Source organism: Campylobacter sp., assembly GCF_019423325.1.
In the GTDB taxonomy this organism is placed as follows: domain Bacteria; phylum Campylobacterota; class Campylobacteria; order Campylobacterales; family Campylobacteraceae; genus Campylobacter_B.
This window is the reverse complement of the sequence record NZ_JAHZBQ010000001.1, coordinates 458011-476538: the sequence shown is the minus strand read 5'-3', so window position 1 is coordinate 476538 and position 18528 is coordinate 458011. Positions and strand designations below refer to the sequence as shown.

At 46.1% G+C, this 18528-nt stretch carries 14 protein-coding genes; 5 read left to right on the top strand and 9 right to left on the bottom strand.

Annotated features, from left to right (window positions below; translation table 11 throughout):
- Window positions 1-52 precede the first annotated feature (52 nt).
- From QZ367_RS02180 to QZ367_RS02165, 4 genes are all read left to right on the top strand, one after another.
- Window positions 53-409: a NirD/YgiW/YdeI family stress tolerance protein gene (locus tag QZ367_RS02180; RefSeq protein ID WP_291936737.1), complete on the top strand. Its 357-nt coding sequence runs from the start codon at window positions 53-55 to the stop codon at window positions 407-409.
- Between the two features lie 9 nt (window positions 410-418).
- Window positions 419-937 (top strand): inorganic diphosphatase, encoded by a 519-nt coding sequence (gene ppa, locus QZ367_RS02175; protein ID WP_291936734.1) that lies wholly within the window; start codon window positions 419-421, stop codon window positions 935-937.
- 205 nt (window positions 938-1142) lie between these two features.
- The gene (locus QZ367_RS02170) at window positions 1143-2225 is read left to right on the top strand and encodes a hypothetical protein (RefSeq protein ID WP_291936731.1); all 1083 of its coding nucleotides are present in this window, start codon (window positions 1143-1145) and stop codon (window positions 2223-2225) included.
- A 28-nt stretch (window positions 2226-2253) separates the two neighbouring features.
- Window positions 2254-2640 carry a leucine-rich repeat domain-containing protein gene (locus QZ367_RS02165; RefSeq protein WP_291936728.1) on the top strand — a complete coding sequence of 129 codons (387 nt, stop codon included), beginning with the start codon at window positions 2254-2256 and terminating at the stop codon, window positions 2638-2640.
- Window positions 2641-3400: 760 nt separating this feature from the next.
- Here the strand turns inward: QZ367_RS02165 and QZ367_RS02160 are convergent.
- From QZ367_RS02160 to QZ367_RS02125, 8 genes are all read right to left on the bottom strand, one after another.
- Complete coding sequence (locus QZ367_RS02160; protein ID WP_291936725.1) at window positions 3401-6418, bottom strand: TonB-dependent receptor; 3018 nt, start codon at window positions 6416-6418, stop codon at window positions 3401-3403.
- 460 nt (window positions 6419-6878) lie between these two features.
- Complete coding sequence (locus QZ367_RS02155; protein ID WP_291936720.1) at window positions 6879-7904, bottom strand: SEL1-like repeat protein; 1026 nt, start codon at window positions 7902-7904, stop codon at window positions 6879-6881.
- Window positions 7905-8037: 133 nt separating this feature from the next.
- On the bottom strand, window positions 8038-10119 hold the full coding sequence (locus QZ367_RS02150) for an RNA degradosome polyphosphate kinase (protein WP_291936717.1): 2082 nt from the start codon (window positions 10117-10119) through the stop codon (window positions 8038-8040).
- 113 nt (window positions 10120-10232) lie between these two features.
- The gene (locus QZ367_RS02145) at window positions 10233-10400 is read right to left on the bottom strand and encodes a hypothetical protein (protein WP_291936714.1); all 168 of its coding nucleotides are present in this window, start codon (window positions 10398-10400) and stop codon (window positions 10233-10235) included.
- A 174-nt stretch (window positions 10401-10574) separates the two neighbouring features.
- Complete coding sequence (locus tag QZ367_RS02140; RefSeq protein WP_291936712.1) at window positions 10575-11168, bottom strand: hypothetical protein; 594 nt, start codon at window positions 11166-11168, stop codon at window positions 10575-10577.
- Window positions 11108-11647: a hypothetical protein gene (locus QZ367_RS02135; protein ID WP_291936709.1), complete on the bottom strand. Its 540-nt coding sequence runs from the start codon at window positions 11645-11647 to the stop codon at window positions 11108-11110. The genes QZ367_RS02140 and QZ367_RS02135 overlap by 61 nt, the downstream gene beginning before the upstream one ends.
- A gap of 490 nt (window positions 11648-12137) precedes the next feature.
- A complete protein-coding gene (locus QZ367_RS02130; protein WP_291936706.1) occupies window positions 12138-14312 on the bottom strand; it encodes a hypothetical protein in 2175 nt (724 codons plus the stop codon).
- Window positions 14266-16380: a replicative DNA helicase gene (locus tag QZ367_RS02125; RefSeq protein WP_291936703.1), complete on the bottom strand. Its 2115-nt coding sequence runs from the start codon at window positions 16378-16380 to the stop codon at window positions 14266-14268. Before QZ367_RS02125 ends, QZ367_RS02130 begins: the two co-directional genes overlap by 47 nt.
- 286 nt (window positions 16381-16666) lie before the next feature.
- Here QZ367_RS02125 and QZ367_RS02120 point away from each other — a divergent pair, with 286 nt between their 5' ends.
- On the top strand, window positions 16667-16870 hold the full coding sequence (locus QZ367_RS02120) for a hypothetical protein (protein WP_291936701.1): 204 nt from the start codon (window positions 16667-16669) through the stop codon (window positions 16868-16870).
- 315 nt (window positions 16871-17185) lie between these two features.
- Here QZ367_RS02120 and ispG read toward each other — a convergent pair whose 3' ends face one another.
- On the bottom strand, window positions 17186-18253 hold the full coding sequence (gene ispG, locus QZ367_RS02115; protein WP_291936698.1) for a flavodoxin-dependent (E)-4-hydroxy-3-methylbut-2-enyl-diphosphate synthase: 1068 nt from the start codon (window positions 18251-18253) through the stop codon (window positions 17186-17188).
- Window positions 18254-18528: the final 275 nt, after the last annotated feature.

The following is an 18528-nucleotide window of genomic DNA, read 5'->3' as shown; positions in this document are numbered from 1 at the left end:
TGAAATTTCAGATCTATTTGCGGACGCAGAGATTAAAATTTTAAGGATGGATATGGTTAGAAAATTTTTACTTAGTATGGCTTTATGTGCGGCTGCATTCGCCGCGGGCGGGTTCGTCCCGAGCGGCTCCGCGGCGCAAACTCAGCCGTCGAGCGTCAAAGAAGCGCTTAAATTAAGAGATGATTCTTTTGTCGTAATCGACGGCAGGATAAAATCTCAACTCAGACACGAGCATTATAGATTTGTGGATCAAAACGGCGATAGCATCGAAGTTGAGATCGACGATGACGTTTGGCGCGGCGTGAGCGTGGATGAAAATACGCTCGTGCGAATTAGCGGCGAGATCGATAAAGATTTTACAAAAACGACGATAGACGTGAAAAATATCAAAATTTTAAATTCTAAATAAAGGAAAACTATGGATCTTTCAAAGATAAAAGTGGGCTCAAGCCCCGATAAAATCAACGCGGTAATCGAGATCCCTTACGGCTCGAATATCAAATACGAGATAGACAAAGCAAGCGGTGCGCTCTGCGTAGATCGCGTGCTCTACGGCGCGATGTTTTATCCCGCAAACTACGGCTTCGTGCCCAACACCTTGGCAGACGACGGCGATCCTGCGGATGTTTTGGTTCTAAACGAATACCCGCTTGCCGCCGGTAGCGTGATCCCGTGCCGTCTAATCGGCGTTTTGATGATGGAGGACGAAAACGGAATGGACGAGAAGCTGCTTGCCGTGCCGGTTAGCAAGATCGATCCGCGATATGAGGGCATTAAATCTATCTCCGATCTGCCTAAAGCGACGCTGGATAAGATCAAAAATTTCTTCGAAACCTACAAGCTTTTAGAGCCGAATAAATGGGTCAAAGTAAAGGATTTTGCAAGCGCCGCGGAAGCGGAGAAAATTCTAGACAAAGCGATTAAGGCTTATAAATAAAATTTACAAGCATCCTTCGATTTGGAATTTCGCCTCGCCTTTAAGACACTGGCGAAATTCTAAAATTTTAAAATTTGATAGGATTTGCAAAGCGCATAGCGATCTTAGGATTTTTAAATCAAGCTTGCAAAAAGCGGTCGCTTAAATTTTATAAATATCGCGCAGCTAGATACCAAGAATGTTAAATTTTAAAAAGGCAGCTCAAATGAAAAAGATTTATATCGCGCTATTTATAGCAGTTGCTTTTTCGCTCTGCATACAATCGATCTCCGGTTTTAAAGGCATTAAAATTAGTATGCCAAACGATGCGCAGGGCATCCGCCTGAAGTTTAGCCCAAAGCTGAGCGAGGATCAAAATACGCAAATGCAAAACTTGGCGAATTTTTTACGCTTTAGCGATAAAGGGCGAGAGAATTACTATGGTATAAGCTTCTTTAGCGATATCGCTACGACGTGGGATTTGTATGAAAAGCTTGCGGACATTGATGAGCTAGACTTCGGCAGAAACGCGAATTTTATGACCGTTTCGCCGATTATAGTGGATGAGGTTACGCAGGTTCCGCCCGAGATCTGTTTGCTTTCAAATTTAAAAAAGCTTGATTTGCAAGGCACGAGAGTTTCGGATCTGCCCTCTTGCGTACAAAATTTAAAAAAGCTCAAGTATTTAGGCTTGCGCGCTACCGAATTTACGGAGATTAGTGAAAATATCTCTAAAATTCCGAATCTTAAGACTCTGATTTTGGACCGTTGCCCCGTAAAAGAGTTGAGCGCGAATGTAGCAAATTTAAAGAATTTAGAATATCTCGAACTGGATGAAACGCATATTTCGCAATTGCCGCCGCAGATTACAGGGATGAGCAAGCTGCGAGAGCTCCACTGTTATAGTTGTAATTTTTTACATACTTTGCCTACGTATCTAGCAGAGCTGAAAAACCTGGAAATTTTATATCTTACGAACACGCATATAGAGGCGCTACCCGATGAGGTTTCGCGAATGCCGAGTCTAAAGGAGCTGACCGAAGATTTTACCTCTCCTCCTGAAAATATCGTAAATTTACCCAATCTTGAGGAGTGGGGTCATATGGACGAGCAGAGATTGCGGCTCGCCGTGAAAATCCCGTCGCTCAAAAGGCTTCATATAAGTTCAAATATCAAAACGATCCCATCTGAGTTAGGGGATTTGCATAATCTGCAGGAGCTTGATATTTGGTCTGAAAATATACAAGAAATCCCTGAAAGTATCGGCGCATTAAAAAGCTTAAAAAAAACTCGATATTGGCAGATATAAGCAAGAGAGTCTGCCTGAGAGCATCGGCATGCTTGATGCTTTGGAAGAGCTGAAAATTAACAGCCAAGCCATTACGAAAATCCCTGAGAGCATCGGAAATCTGCATAATTTAAAGGAGCTTTACATCCACGGAAAAAATATTACGCAGCTTCCGGAAAGCGTAGGAAATTTAAAAAATTTAGAAATTTTAGATCTCTCCGAGACTGCAATTAAAAAATTACCGCAGAGTATAAACAATATGACGAGTCTTAAATATCTTGATCTTCGCGATACCGATTTAGAGGAGCTTAACGTCGATTTTATCCGCCTTAGCAAGCTTTACGGCATTAATTTGTATGGCGTTAAGCTTAAAAAGAAGCCCGTAGTTCCTAAGATAGAGGGAAGGCATATTGGCATTAGAGGATATGAGGATTAAATTTAAAACGAAGCTATGATTTGTCCGGCGCCGACATATACCGCGGCGGGAGTTTAAGCAAGTAATACAAGGAGATAAACCGCACAAAAGATTGCTAGCAGGATCAGCCTTGCGTGCTAACGACGGCGAGACTTAGCGAGCTTTAAAGTCTCCTACGGGCGCCGCAAATTTAAAAACCTCGTGCGCCGCGCTAAAATAGAACAATTTATCTGTGTGGGCTCTTCCTTAAATTTAGCGAGCTTCGGAGCAAAATTTGAAGTTAAAATTTTTAAAAGACCACTGCGTTTATAAGACTTGTCGTTACAAGCGGGCGAGATAGAGCGAAGAGAAATAGATTACGCACATTGCCGCAAAAAGTCTCTCGCTGCTTGGGAGCGAGATGATCCGCTTGCAGATTCACGGTATTAAAATTCCCCTGCGATTTGCGTAGTGCAAGGGCTGTGCGCCTGCGAAATTTTTAGCACATACGGGCGCTATGTTTTTCAGCTCGGTAAATTTACACGGGCAAAAAATTCGATCTCGAAGCGACGGAAAGATCACAAACATCATTGCAAAATTACGAAGCTGATGTCATCACAGACAGGAGCCTTTGGTCTGCCACGTCACGTAAAATTTGAAATTTACACGCTGCATAAAATTCGGAAATCTAAATGATGCCAAATGATTTACTATCGCCATCTTTTTAAATTTAGTAATAAATCTATAAATTTTGATTCCAAAGGCTTTTGTTTTAATAAGACGTCAAACACTTGATTAAATTTTAAAACTGAAACTCCCATGTCAGTTTATAGTTCCTACCCGGCGAGTAAAAACGGTTGATACCAAGTCCTGTTTCTTGATCTATCAGATTGCTAGTTCCAAAAGGCCTTATTGATCTGGCGCTTTCCCAAGTGATATATTTGCGATCGGTTATATTATATGCGCCTGCACGAAGAGTTAGATATTTGATCGGCTTTACATATGTTACGAAGTCTATCGTGGTATATGCGCCGCTTCTCCATTCCACTTCGCTATTGCTTACAGGTTTGCCGTTTACGATTTTGCCGCTTCGCGCTTGCTCATACCAATACATATTATAGGTGTCGTCTCCTTTTTTTGCAGCTACCGCAGTTATAAATAGATCTGCGCCGAATTTATCGCCTGGGCTTTGGTAGCTTACGCTATAAACCGCCGTTCTAGGCTGGATCGCATTCATCGGGGTATCTATTTTGCCATTACCTATGTCCATTCTACCCTTTTGGATACTTAGCTTGTATCCAATGCTAAAACCCTGCAATTGCTGCCAAATTTGATCCAAAGCCAGTCTCGAATCTATCTCTATTCCTCTTACTCTTGCTTTTGGACGATTTACGTTTTGATACACAGAGGTAGGCATTGTACTTCCACCGTTTCCATAAGGAAGCTGAAATTCCCCCTTATATTGTAAATCTATAAAATTCCTATAATCCGTTTGGAATAAATTCAATGTAACAAAGCTTGGCGAATTATGAAGCGTAAAGGCAATCTCTTTAGTCTTTGCCGTTTCTTTTTTCAAATCCAAATTTGGATATATCGAAAAATCCGGATGCTGGAAAGTGAAGTAAATTTCGTCCGAAGTAGGCGCCCTAAATCCGTTTGCATATTTAAGTTGAAGTCTGAAAAAATCAAGTGGATCGATGCTTGTAGCTAAAGAATATGAATTTGCCGAATATTTTCTCTTCTGAGAAGCTAAATATACGGCGTTGGCTTCTGCATTTGCATCTTTGTGAGCTTTTATCTCGTCGTTAGACGGAGTGCCCGGAAGCGGCGTATAGGGAACGAACATACCGATAAACAGATCGGTCGGAATTTTAGGCGTCACGCCGGGAGTGTAGCTTGGATTATGCTTCACTCTGTCGTATCTATAATTAAGATCAAAGCCTAGGATATCGTTTATGCGAAAATCATCCCCCACATAAAGCGCTCCGGTTTTAGTCTCAACCGGAATAAGAAAGCTAAAAGGATCGTCTTCGTGGCTACAAAGCGTTACATAGTCGTTTCCGTTGTATAGCTTACATTTATCCGCATACCAAGTGCCGAGCATAGGAAAGTCGGGGTTAGTATTTCTTACGCCGAAAAAGGTTTCGGCCCACCACTGTTTATTCGTAGGCTCGTATCCTTGTCTGTTTACCATTCGCTTATCGCTTTTACTAAAAAGCCCGCCGTAGCTTAAGGTGTGCTCTGAGCTTTTGATAGTAAAATCCTTGGTAAGATCGAGATTTAATTGTTTTGTATCGGTGATGAGATCCCTGTCTTTCCAGTTGTTATCTACAAAGCCGTATTGGCTCGGCAATAAGAGAGAATCGCCGTTCCAGCTATCTTTTGGATTGATTACCGCATAGTTTCCTTTGCCATTAGGGGTAGGTACAGGGGTAAGGTCGTAGTGCTGATAGCTCCACGTATTTGTATCAAATAGATCGATACCCTTTGAGCAGTTATAGTTATCGCAATTGACTAAAATATCGGAGACTCCTCCCGTGTTTAATTCATTCGTGTATCCTCGGTAGGTGTTATCATCCACTTTATCGCCTCTACTATCTACTACTATATCTCTCGTCCTAGGTATGGGAACAGGACTCCACCACGGCTGTTCGTAATACGTCTCGGTAGAATGTTGCAGCTCGCCTCCGTATTTATCTACCATTTTTCCGTTTTCGTTTATATGTAGACCAGACGGATTTGAAATGCCTGCGCAGTTATCGCCCTCGCAATATTCGTCCGTTCTTGCCTTTAGTTTAATGCGCTGCTTGTTATAGCTAAATTTCAAGCTGTCCCATAAAGGCGTTTCATCGAAATTTTCGTAAGAAAACGAGTAATTCTTTCTTTCGCTTGTGTCGTTAGTGTGTCGTATATCGTTAGTCAATGCTCCCCAAGGGGTTTGCGTATTATAAAGAGCAAATTGATTCGACCAGTCTATTCCCTCTGATTTTATATTAGACTTATCGTATCCTAGGCTAAATCTATCGGTATCGGTGGGTTGAAAACCAAATTTGACAAGGGTGCTTTTCTTGTAAATTCTATACGGATCGGGCTTTTCCCTAACTTTTCTGATGACGGCTGGGTCATAGTCTTTATAACCCCAGTTTTTTAGTTCATGTCCTTCTCTATCAGTATGAATAGCCAAAAGATCAAACCACTTAAACCGAACTGCAGCTGCATGGCTTTGCCAGTTTTGTCTATCCGCACTTTGATACCCGCGCTTAAATCCGTAATACCAATCCTTCTCCGTTAGATAATCTCTCGCATCCTTTGTCTCAAACGCTACTGAGCCACCTAGCGCGCCCGAGCCTCTTTTTACCGAATCTGCACCTTTAGTGATATCTACTTGTCTTACGTTTTCAACCTCAACGCCGTTTCTAGTGTTATTAAAATTTCCATATCCTTCAAATAGATCTTTAAAACCTTGCGAGCTTAGTGTTTCTGCTTGGCGAAGTCCATCTATACTGATATCGACGCGATTTTCATCCACGCCGCGGATCGAATAACCACTAGCACCGAATCTTCCGCTTTCGACAACTGAAACGCCGGTTTCGTGACGAACCATATCTCTACTATCGCTAACTTGCTCTTTGGCAAGTTGCTTGGCGCTCTTTTTAGTTTCGCCGACTTTTTTGGTAAGCGGGTCGCTTTCTACGTTTCCCGTAACATTGATCTGCCCTAAATTTTGGGAGCCACCTTCGCTATCATCCTGTGCAGCTAAAGTGGCCGCGCATAAACAAAGCGCTCCCGCCGCTGCAATGGAAAACCTAAATAAGCTCATTTTGATCCTTTTATAATACTATTTCTCATAGGCGTTATTAAAAATAGCAATATATTAGTGAAAAATTCTTTAAATTTAAATTAAAAAGAATTTATTTATCATTTATAATTATAGAACTTAATTAAATTTAAAGAATTTCCAGGCTTACGCCTTTATCTCTTAAATTTACATTTTTTAAAATTACAAATTTTTACTTTAAATTTGAAAGTATTTTAATGAAATACTAAACGATGACGGGTAAATAAACTTTGAAATTTTAAGTTAAAAAATTTAAAATTTTATCATAAGCAAGCGGAATTTTATCTACGCGCAGTATATAGCTGGCATCGTGGCAGACTAGTATTTCTAGGAAGCTGCGCCTAAGATAATTTATAAAATTTAGAATTTTAAAATTCTAAAAAATTTGATAGCTCGCTGATTGCGTAGCCTTGTTTGCGCGCAAGCATGCAAGCTTCACGGATTAAGGCGCGCTCGGTGTGATGTCGTGCTTATCATCGATGAGTTCTGCTTCGTTTAATTGCTTGTATTCGTCGCAGCCGATCTGCTCTGCTAAATCGCATGCTTTCCCGTAAAATTCTTTTGCTAAGGATCTATCTTGTTTAATATGCCATCCATTTTTGTATAAATCCCCGAGATAACTACACGAGTCCGCATCCCCGCTCTCGCAAGTATTTTTAAGCAAATTTAGCCCGCTTTGATATAGGCTTTCTGCTTTTTGGTAATTATTTGCTTTGTATAAGTCTCCCAGAATCAAGCACGCCGCCGCCCTGCCGCCATCACAAGCCTTCTGGTATAAATCCGCAGCCTTTTTGAAATCCTTCTCTACGCCCTTGCCGTCTATATATAGATCCGCTAAGCGCTGGCACTCATATAGGCTGCCTTCATCGCATTTCTTTTGATTTATTTGAGCTTTCTTTTGGTACAAAACAGCCGCTTTTTTATATAAGCTCTCCGACTTTTGCAAGTCCTGTCCGACCTTGTCGCCGTTTTTATATAAATATGCAAGGTTATTGCACATATCTGCATCACCGTTATCGCAAATCATTTGACGCAAAACCATAGCCTTGTGCCTGTCTCTTGAGACGCCGATACCGGATTCGTATGAAATTGCAAGCAAATTGCACGAAAACATATTGCCGCCGTCGCAAGCCTTTTGATGCAGGCTCGCAGCCTTTTGATAATCTTGTCTAACGCCATAGCCTTCAAAGTATAGTCCTGCAAGCTCATAGCAACCGGTCATATCTCCGTCATCGCAGGCTTTTTGATAAAAATTCGCCGCTTTTTGATAGTTTTGAGTGACGTTCCTGCCGAATCGATATAAGTTTCCGAGCCTATAGCAGCTTTGCGCCTCTCCGCTGTCGCAGCTGCGCTGCCACATTTTTATCGCTTTAGGATAATCGCCGTCCTCATAGAGCTTGTCCGCGTCTTCAAAAACCCCGCCCATGCAAAACATAGCTATAACGGCTAGATAAAGATATCTTTTCATTTAATCCCTTTGAAATTTCTGTAAATCTACTCGCGCATTCACGGCGCGAAATCTCGTATTTAGTATTTTATGATCTCGGTCTGCGCGCGGGCTTAGCGAATAGCTAGCCCAAACGACGCAAAATTCTAGATGTCTAGCTCTCTTTCAAAAGCTTGGTTAGCGCCGTGCCGCTTTCGTCGTGTTTGCGGATGTTTTTGTAAATTTTATTGAAATAAATTTCTAAAAATTCCTGATCGTCGATTTTCTCTTCGCCCTTTTTCGGCACGATCTTTCGGTACTCGCCGCTGCTTTGCAGCTCGAATGCGAGCTCGTTATCGCTTAGCTGAAGTTTTAAAATTTCTTTGAGTTTGTTTTGCAAATTTTCGTTGTAAATCGGGCTCATCAGCTCCAGTCTGCGCTCTAAATTTCGCGGCATCCAATCCGCACTCGCGATATATAGGCTGGGCTGCGCGTGCGCGAAGTAAAAAATTCTAGCGTGCTCCAGGTATTTGCCGACGATCGAGATCACGCGGATGTTTTCGCTGACGCCCTTAAGTGCGGGGCGCAAGCAGCAGATGCCGCGCACGATGAGATCGATCTTCACGCCCGCGGCGCTTGCTTTATACAGCGCCTTGATCATATCGCCGTCGACAAGAGCGTTCATCTTAGCGATGATCCTGCCGGCAGAGCCTTTCTTCTCCTCGTTTTTTATCATAGCCAGGAGTCGCTCTTTGATCTGCATCGGCGACATAGAGAGGTTGTCCAGCTTGCGGTTTTTGTTGTAGCCCGAGAGGATGTGGAAGAAATTCGTCGTATCCTTGTCGAAGCGGTCGCCGCAGGTAAAAAAGCTCACGTCGGTGTAAATTTTAGCGCTAGAGCCGTTGTAGTTGCCCGTGCCTAAGTGGATATAAAATTTTAACTTGCCGTCCTCTTTTTTGATGATCTGAGTTACTTTGGCGTGAACCTTAAAGCCCGTGATACCGTAGATGACATGTGCGCCCGCGTCTTCGAGCGCCTTCGCCCAGTGCAGGTTGTTTTCCTCATCAAATCTCGCCTTAAGCTCGACCATCACCGTTACCTGCTTGCCATCGCTTGCGGCCTCAATCAGGCTTTGAACGATCGGGGAGTTTTTCTCCACCCGGTACAGCGTCATGCGGATCGAGATGACTTTCGGATCCTTGGCGGCTTCTTTGATGAGTTTTTGGACAGGATCGAAGCTTTCGTAAGGATGGATTAGCAGGATATCCTCCTTCTCCATCGCGCTCATAACAGAGGTGTTTTCGTTAAAGGGGGGCAGAGTCTTTGGCAGATACTGAGGATGGGCTAGAAAGGAAAAATCCTTATTAGAAGCGATCTCCCAAAGCCCGTCCAGCGTAAGCGGCACGGCGCATTCATATATATCTTTGTAAAAAATTTTAAGATGGGAATTTAGAAATTCTAATAGTTCGACATCGGCATCTTTTTCGATCTGGAGCCGCACAAAAGCCCCCTTGCGGCGCAGTTTAAGCCCCGCTTCCAGGATCATCATAAAATCGTCCGCTTCCTCCTCTTCGATCACGATATCTGCGTTTCGCGTGACGCGGAAGGCTGCGGAGCTGATGAGCTTGTAGCCGGGGAAAATCTCTTCCGCATGGCGTTTTACGATGGTACCGATCGGCACGTAGGTGTTTTGCGCGACCTGCACGAAGCGCGGAATCACGCGCGGAATTCTAATCATTCCAAAATGCACCGACTCGGGCGCGCCCTCATCGCAAAGTTTGACTGCGAGGGAGAAGCTGAGATTATTTAGATGCGGGAAAGGATGGGTCGCATCCACTGCGATCGGGACGATGACGGGCATTATCTGCGAGAAAAAAAACTCGTCTGCCGCCGGCTTTAGCTCGGGCTGTAGCTCGTCGTAGCTTTTGATAAAAAGCCCGTTTTTGCAAAGCTCCTTTTGGATGCCGAAATACTGCTGCTCAAGCTCGGTTTGTTCGTTCCTCAGATATGAGCGGATCGCGCGCAGCTGCTCTAGAGGCGTCATCTCGTCATCGCCGCTGGTTATAACGCCGGCGGTAAAAAGCTGCTTCAAGCCCGCCACGCGGATCATATAAAATTCGTCTAAATTCGTGCTGTAAATCGCTAGAAATTTTAATTTTTCAATTAGCGGGATATCCTTTTTGCATTGTTCCAGCACGCGGGTATTGAAGCGTAGCCAGCTTAGCTCGCGGTTTATAAAATTGCTCTGTGTTTGCATAAAAACTCCTTTTTGAATATTAATTCTAAGATTATAGCCCAATTAAGATTAAATTTTAAAGTCCGAATTTCATGAGCTTGCAAGTGGGGCAATTTAGTATTTAAAATTCTGCCCTAATTCCCTATTTTTCCTAAATCCTTGCACATTTGCGTGTCGCCGCCTTTGCAGCCCAGTTCCAAATACTGCCTTAAATATAAAATTTGCTCTTTCTCCTCCTCGCTCATATCAAGCACCCATTTGCACGCTTGTTTTATTGCGAGTATAAAAAATAGCGCTTTCATGTTAGCTCCTACATACGATATAAATTTAAATCAGAAAGCGACGTAAATTTTATCTTTTGCTAGCAGCTGCACTTTGATTGCGCTCTGCCGCAGCTTGCGTTATTAAAGGCGCCGAAATTGCTGGATAGAATTCTTTAATTATCGCTCTTTGCTCTTCTTTGGATTTGCCATCTTTTACTCCTTGGTTGAATTTGCGTCGTATTTATCGCTTATTTCCCAAAAGGCTTTTTTCGCACACTTTACGGGATCGTGTTCCTCCTGATCTCGTAAGCAGTTTTCTAAAGCCGTCTTTAGCGCACAAGACTTTAGTTTAAATATTCTTTCTTTTTCCAAGCGCTCTGAATATTTTTCGCAAGCTATAGCGTAGTTATGTGCCGCTCTTTTGACATTGCCTCTTATCGCAATATCATGTATACCGAGGTTAAAACAAGAGGCTGCAATACCTGCCTTGCAAGATTTTTCTAAGGGCACAAAAGCCGCTTCACGCATACCGAGCTCTAAACCCATAACATAGCCCAAATCATCGCATTTTTCCATATTACCGCTATCGCATTTTTTAGATAAAATTTCTATTAGTTTAGTGCATGAGCTATATTTGCCGTTTCCTTTATTGCATTCGTTATAAAGATTTTGTTCCTCTGCCGTAGATTTGGCAGATAACGGACACGACAATATCATAATCAATAAGAATAAAACGCCAATACTTCTCATTTCAGCTCCTCTACAGTTCTTTTTAAAAGAGCCTTGCCCCTTATTATCGGATTGCATTCTTTATCTTTTAAACAGCTCTTTAATTCCTCATTCATTCTACAAAAAAGCTCACTATTCTTCAGCTTGCTATCGCATACTTTTTCAAAACTCCTAATTGCCCTTTGTATATTGCCGTTAAATTCTATATCTTCCCAACCTAGCCCCATGCAATATTCGATAAGGTTAGCATCGCACAGCTTAATCAGATATTTCATAGCCTCCTCTTCTCTAAACAAAGATTGTAAAAAATCACTCTGTATAGTACATGAGCGCATATCGCCGCCCTCGCACTCTTTAGATAAAATTTCAACGAGTTTATTGCACGATCCATATTTTCCGTCACCGTAATCGCAGGATTTAAAAAGCGTCCTTTGCTCTTCGTTATTAAAATCCTCTAACTTTATCAAGCTTGTCAAATGCGATTTTGCCGCAGCAGGAATCACTACAAATGCCGTTATAAACGCAAATAACGAAATTTTAAGATAGAATTTTTTCATTAGCACTCCTTATTTTAAGCGGCGATTATATATAAAAATTTTTAGCTGCTTCTTAAAAAATTTAAGAGGCGCGGCAGTGCGATAAGTGCGCCGTAATCCCGTCCGCCGCCTGCGCTTAGATTAAATTTTAAAATTCCGCCGTCCGTTGCACACAAAAATTCTATAATCTGCCGCCAAATTTTACTCGCAACCGATTTAAATCGCACAGGTGCAGCAAGGCAAGCAAAGCGGAATAGAATTTTATAAAATTCCTCGCTCGCGGCGCTGTTTATTGCACACCCACTACGCTATTTGTCTTGTGCGCCTATTTTTGCCGCTAGTTTCGCTACCGCTTCGTACCTACCGAGCCGCCCATTTTGATGCATGGCACCCGCCGCCCACACTTAGATGAAATTTTAAAATTTCGCCGCCCGCTACGCACGAAAGCTCCATAATCCGCCGTAAAATTTCGCTCGCAACGGGTCTAAGTTACGCTGGCATAATCCGCCGCCTACTTCCCGTCTAAATTTAAAATTTCACTCGAAATTTCATCTATCGTCGCGTTGAAATCCTGCGCCAGCGCGCGCTTTAGCTCCTCTTTTGCCGCCATCATATCGCGCACGATCGCGGCTTCAAACTCCTCTCGATTGAGCGCCTCGTCGCCCTTGGCAAACGCAAAATCCAGCCCAAACCACGTAGCCACGGCAAACGCAGGCACGCACACCACCGCGCCCGGGCCGCATACGAGCCCCGCACTACCGCTGGTCGCGCTAGCGCCCGCTTTGGTAAGGGTTTTTGCGCCCGTCTTGGCCGCAGTTTTAGCGAGGCTCTTGCTTATCAGCTTTGCGCCTAGCACGCCGCCCAGCGCCCCCAGCCCCGTTCCGCTCGCGCGATACGCCTTGCTTTTTAGGCTGAAGCTCTGCGTGACGTTGAGATCGATTTTCGCGCCGTATTTTTTGAGCGTAAAATTTAGCGAGCTCTCATAATTTTTGACGTTTGCCGCAGCGATTTTAGCGATGTTTTCGCCAAAATCCTTCGGGAAGCTTTCGCTTACGAAGAGCGCAAATTTCTCATTCAGATACGCCCCCGCGTCATCGTCCCACACGCCGTGCCACAGCACCAGATAATCGCTCAGAAACGAGTAATTGAAATCCGCCATTTTCTGCGCGCTAAGCCTCGCGCCCTCGTCGTAAACGGCGTCGATGTAGCTATTTAGCGCGGATGCGGCGTTTGCCTCCGCGGCAAAGCGCGTGGCGTTTAGCTCGCCTCTTAGAACGTCCGCCTCGCGCGCGCTTAAAATCAGCCGCTCGCCGCTTTGCAGCACGATCTGCACGCTCGTCTCGACCGCGCTTTTAGGATGCACACTCTCCGAGCCGCCGCCTGCCGCGCGCGTCTGCGCGGCGCAGATCAAACACAGCGTGACATAAGCAAGCGCAAAGATCGTTCCACTAAAGCGCCCTATTTTGGGCGCGGACGTGGCTCGCGGCATAAAAAGCACGAAGGCGCAAAGATGCAAGATCGCGCAGTAAAAGAGGAAATCTCCCGCACAGATCAGAAACAAAAGAGCGATTTTTAGCGCGCTAGGGCTCTGCGACAGCGCCAGATCAAACAGCGCGTTTTTGTAAAATTTCAAAGCGTAAATTTCATTTAGCAGAGCGGATTTGAAGTGCGCTTGCGGCACGGTAGATTTTAAAATTTCAAAAATTTCGGCTACCGATGCGGGGCTGGTCGCGGATTTTTCAGCTGAATTATCGGCGGACACGTTCGGCGTGACGGGAGTTTGAGTTAAATTTTGCGCTGCGGCGGGGCTAGCCGTAGAATTTTTAGCGTTGATTTGCGATGTAGCGACGGGAACTGCCTTATAATTTTCAGCCGAGGCGTACACCGCCCCGACGGAGCTCGCTTTAAAATTTGCGGGCGAAGCGGTGAGATTTTTAGCGGCGTTCGGCGCGGGCTTGACGGCATTATCAGTCTCGGAATTTCGCACAATTATGGCGGCGTTATTCGTCGCGGATTTAGCGGTGTTATTTGTTGCTAAATTTCCGACGGGCGCGGAAGCGTTGTTTATCGCGAAATTTTCAGCGAATGCGGCGGTGCGGGCGGGCGAAGTAAAATTTATCGCGGAATTTTGAGAGTGTGCGGTAGTATCTACGCCGTCTGCGAACCGCAAATAGGCTAAATTTATAGTGAAATTTACCGCTACGGCAAGCGCGGCGAGCAGCAAAATGCTAAGTTTGAGCGATAAAATTCTAGGATTTTTAATCTCTTTTAGACTGAGCTTCAGCACCGCCAGGCGCATCAGAGCAAGAGCTGCAGGCAGCGCCGCGAGCGTCACGAATAGCTCCGCGCCGCGCAGATCCGCTAGGCCTAGCGCCAAAGTGACGCTCAAGAGGATCGCGCCCGCGCAGGCTAAAACCCCGCTTATCAGCCTGCCTCTAAAAATTTTAATCAAAGTCCCGCTGCTGCGAAATAGTGCCGCATTGGCGCGCTGCTTCGCCTCGTAAAAAAAGCTAAATAGCACCTGAAATAACGCATAAGCCCAAAACGCCGCCAGCGCGCAAAAGCCTGCGTCACTGAAATCCTGCGCGTAAAGTGCGAAACAAAAAACGCTAACGATCAGCGCTAGCCTAAGCGCTATTTCACAGATCCAGCGGCGCGTCGTCGTCATCGAGCCTGTTTGCCTCATTGATCTTTGGAATGCCCATTTCTTCGATATTTAAAGGCGGCGCTGGTTTAAATTTCGCCTCGTCCTCTTGCGCTTCAAAAGACGACCTGCCGCCATCGACACTATCATCACCCCCAAAATACGAGGCATCCTCTCGCTGCACACTCTCCGCTCCTCGCGACGCGCCCGCTACCTTCTCTGCGCCTTGCGATGCGCCTTTTACATCTTGCAGCGCGTCTTTTGCGCTCTCCGCACTCTTTACGTTTTGCTCGGCCGAATTTCCACGCATGTGCTCTGTTTCGGGCGAGATACTGCCCGCTATTACATCATCTAAATTTTGTCCCTGAAATTCTTGCTTTTGCGGTGCGCGCTGCACCTCTGCTAAGCCCTGCTCTGCGCTAAGCTTAGACTCGCCGTCTATCTCCTCGCCGTCCTGCTCACTGCTTTCGCCAAAGCTAGGCATCTCATCAAAATCGATATTTACGCTGGAATTTCGGGCGCTAGTGGAGCTTGTGTTTAAGCTTACGCCGCTATTTTGCGCTTCGTTAAAATTTTGGGCTTCATTAAAATTCTGCGTTAAATTTTGCTGCAAATTCTGCGCTGTATCGGGATGCTGCCCAACTAGCTCCTCAAAGCCCTGATCTTGCAGCTGCGAGACGTAGTCGAGATTATCGTTTTCGTTAAAGATCGCACTCTCGCTGGGCTCGCCGCCGAAGCTCGTATCGACGAAGCGGGTAAATCTACCCTGAAAGCCTACCTCGATCGTCCTGCCCGCCTCGCCCGAGCGGTTTTTGCCGACGATGATTTCGGCTTTTTCCTGATAGTCGTTGCGCCTAAACACGGGCTCGCCCGCGTCCTTGCCCTCGGCCTCCAGCCGCGAAATGCGCTCGCGCTCCATCTGCTCTTTATAAACCTCGTCGCGATAGACGAAAAGTATGATGTCGGCGTCCTGCTCGATCGCGCCACTTTCGCGCAGATCGCTTAGCATCGGGCGTTTGTTAGAGCGTGCCTCAAGCGAGCGGTTTAGCTGCGATAGCGCGATGATCGGGATGTTGAGCTCGCGCGCCAAAAGCTTGAGCCCGCGCGAAATTTCGGCGATTTGCAGGTGGCGTTCGGAGTAGTTGCTCGTGCTCGTCATAAGTCCGATGTAATCGATCACGCAAAGCTCGATGTTAGCATCCGCGGATTTGAGCTTGCGCAGCTGGGTGCGGACTTGGTGGATGTTTACATAGCCGCTGTCATAGACGAAAAGCGGCATATTCAGCACCGCGTCGCAGGCGTCGTTGAAGCGCGTCCAGTCGTCGTCGCTGAGCTTGGCGCTCATTATGTCGCTTAGCGGGATCGAGCTAAGCGCGCTTAGTATGCGATACATCAGCTGCACAGAGGGCATCTCGAGCGAGAAAAATACGACGCCCTTGCCGCTTTGCAGAGTTTTCATCATCAAATTTAGCGCAAAGGCGGTCTTTCCCATACCGGGGCGGGCGGCGATGATGATGAGCTCGCCCGGCTTTAGCCCCTTCGTGTAGTCGTTTAGGAAGCGAAAGCCGGTATCCAGCCCCACGAGCTCCGAGCCTGCTAGCGCCTTTTGACGCTTCAGCTCCTCTACTACGTCGGCGATGATCTCGTGCGATTTTTTGATGCCGCCGTGGCGCTCCTCGTCGATGAGCTCGTAAATTTTGGAGCTGATTTTATCGGCGGTGTCTTTGCTGCGCACGGCTTCGTTTACCATCGAAGGGATCTCGTGCGCGACCTTGATTAGTGAGCGCTTGATCGATTTTTCGCGCAGCTCGAGCGCGTATTTTGGGGCATCGACTACGCCGCTGGTGGCTACGACCTCGGTAAATGCGCCATCGTCGTAGCGCTCGGCTAGCCATTTTTTAACGAAGCTTGGCGCGATCGGTTCGTTGTGCGAGGAGCACTTGACGATCGCCTCGTAGATGTCGGCGTGCGGCTTGTAGAAAAAATCGCCGACCGAGATTATCTCGCTCAGCTCGCCGTATGCGTCCTCGTTTTGCAAAAGCGAGCTTAAGATCGCGCGCTCCATATCCAGATCGTATAAATTTGCAGGCACATTCTGCTTTGTTGCCATCGCTTCCCCTCGTTTCGCATTTAAATTCTATAAAATTTCAAGCTCGCCTCCGCAAATCTCTGCGGCGCGATAATTTTAAATTTTATAGAATTGAAATCTCGCCTCTTAGCAAAATTCTATCGGGCAAAATTTTATAATTTGAGCCGCTTTAAATTTTGCTATCTAAAATTTCATCCTCAGAATTTTCGCCTTTAAAATCCCGCCGGCTTTAAATTTCGCCCTTTGAAATTTTGACTCTTAAAATTTCGCTCGCCTTAAATTTAGGTGCAGGACGAAATCCAGCCGGATGAAATTTCGTGGCGTATCGGAATTTCATCCGTCAAGATTCCGCTTTGCGGCACGGAATTCTACCGAGGCAAATCCTGCGAGTAAAATTGGCGAGCGCATAGAGCCTGCGCCTAAATTTCATAGACAGCATAAAATTCTACCGCTTAAAATTTCGCGCGGTAAATTCTACTCTATAAAATTTCGCTTCAAATCGCGAGGTTGAAATTTTAAAATGAAATTTCAAGACGAAATTCCAAAGCCAAAATTTTAACTCAAAATTTCACGCGAAATTTCAAACCAAAATTCCAAGCCGTATTCCCCAAAGACTCAAATTTAAAAGCGCCGCCTTAAGGATGAAATTTTAAAATTTCACGCCAAGACACGCTGTACCTATGAGCCTAAACGAACCGCGATAAGCCCGAGAGCGCCTTAAAACGCCGAGCAAATTACAACTAGCCCAAGCGCACCAAAATTCAGAGCCGAGCCACCCAAGCCACGAATAATAACGAGATTTGAGCTGCTAGGCGCTCCGCGGCCCTCACGCTCCTTCGCGAGCCCGCACCTCGTCCTCGACCTCTTGCAAAAACCGCTCCACGAGCTTGCCCTCCTCGAGTTTGGCGACCACTTCGCCGTGGCGCATCACGATGCCGCGCCCGTTGCCGAACGCGATCGCCACGTCCGCGCCCTTCGCCTCGCCGATCGCATTTACGACGCAGCCCATGACGCTGATATTTAGCGGCGTTTTGATGTGCGCGGTTTTTTCTTCGACGATTTTGATCGCGCTTAGCAGATCGCTTTGCAAACGCCCGCAGGTAGGGCACGAGATGATATTGACGCCGCTTTTTTGCACGCCCGCATCCTGCAGGATCGCGCGCGCGACGCGGATCTCCTCCTCAAGCTCGCCCGTGATACTCACGCGCATCGTATCGCCGATCCCCTCCATCAGAAGCGCTCCCAGCGCGATCGCGCTCTTGATGCTCGCGTGAAATTTCGTCCCCGCCTCGGTCACGCCCAGATGAAAAGGATACTCGCATAGCGGGCGCAGCGCGCGATACGCAGCCACCGTGCTCGGCGCGTCCGAAGTCTTAAGCGAGATCGCGATATCGCTAAAGTCCTCATCTTCAAGCAGCGCGGCGTTATACAGCGCGCTTTGCACCATCGCCTCCACGCTGCGGCCGTATTTTTGCTCAAACTGCTCCTCGAGTGAGCCCAAATTTACGCCGATGCGGATGGGCAAGCTGCGAGCTTTGCACGCACGCACGACCTCCTTGATACGGTCCTTGCCACCGATATTGCCCGGGTTTATGCGGATAGCATCGACAAACTCCGCGACCTGTAGCGCCAAGCGAAAATTAAAATGGATATCCGCTACGATGGGAAGCGGCGAGCTTTTTTTGATGCGTGTGAGCGCGTCCGCATCCTGCTTATCGAGCACGGCGCAGCGCACGATGTCGCAGCCCGCGAAATACAGGCGGTTTATCTGCTCTAGCGTGCCCTCCACGTCCTTTGTTTTAGAAAAGCTCATCGACTGCACGGAGATGGGCGCACCGCCGCCGATTTTGACGGAGCCGACGGAGATTTGACGGGTCGGATAGCGATTTTTCAAATTTAAGCCTTTAGAATTTTTGGCGCTATTTTATTCAAAACGGGGTTAAAATTTAATAATTCGCGCTCGCCACCCGCCGCTAGAATTTTGCCTGCAAAATTTCACTCGCTAAATTTTGCTTTCGCGCTTGCAAAAAATTTCATTTTGCCGCGGAATTTGAGCGAATAGAGTTCTATAAAATTCCGCCATCTAATAAAATTCTAAAAATTCCGCTAGCAGGCGAAACTCTGCAAAATTTGATGGCAAGCGAAATTTAATAAACCACGCAGCCAAGC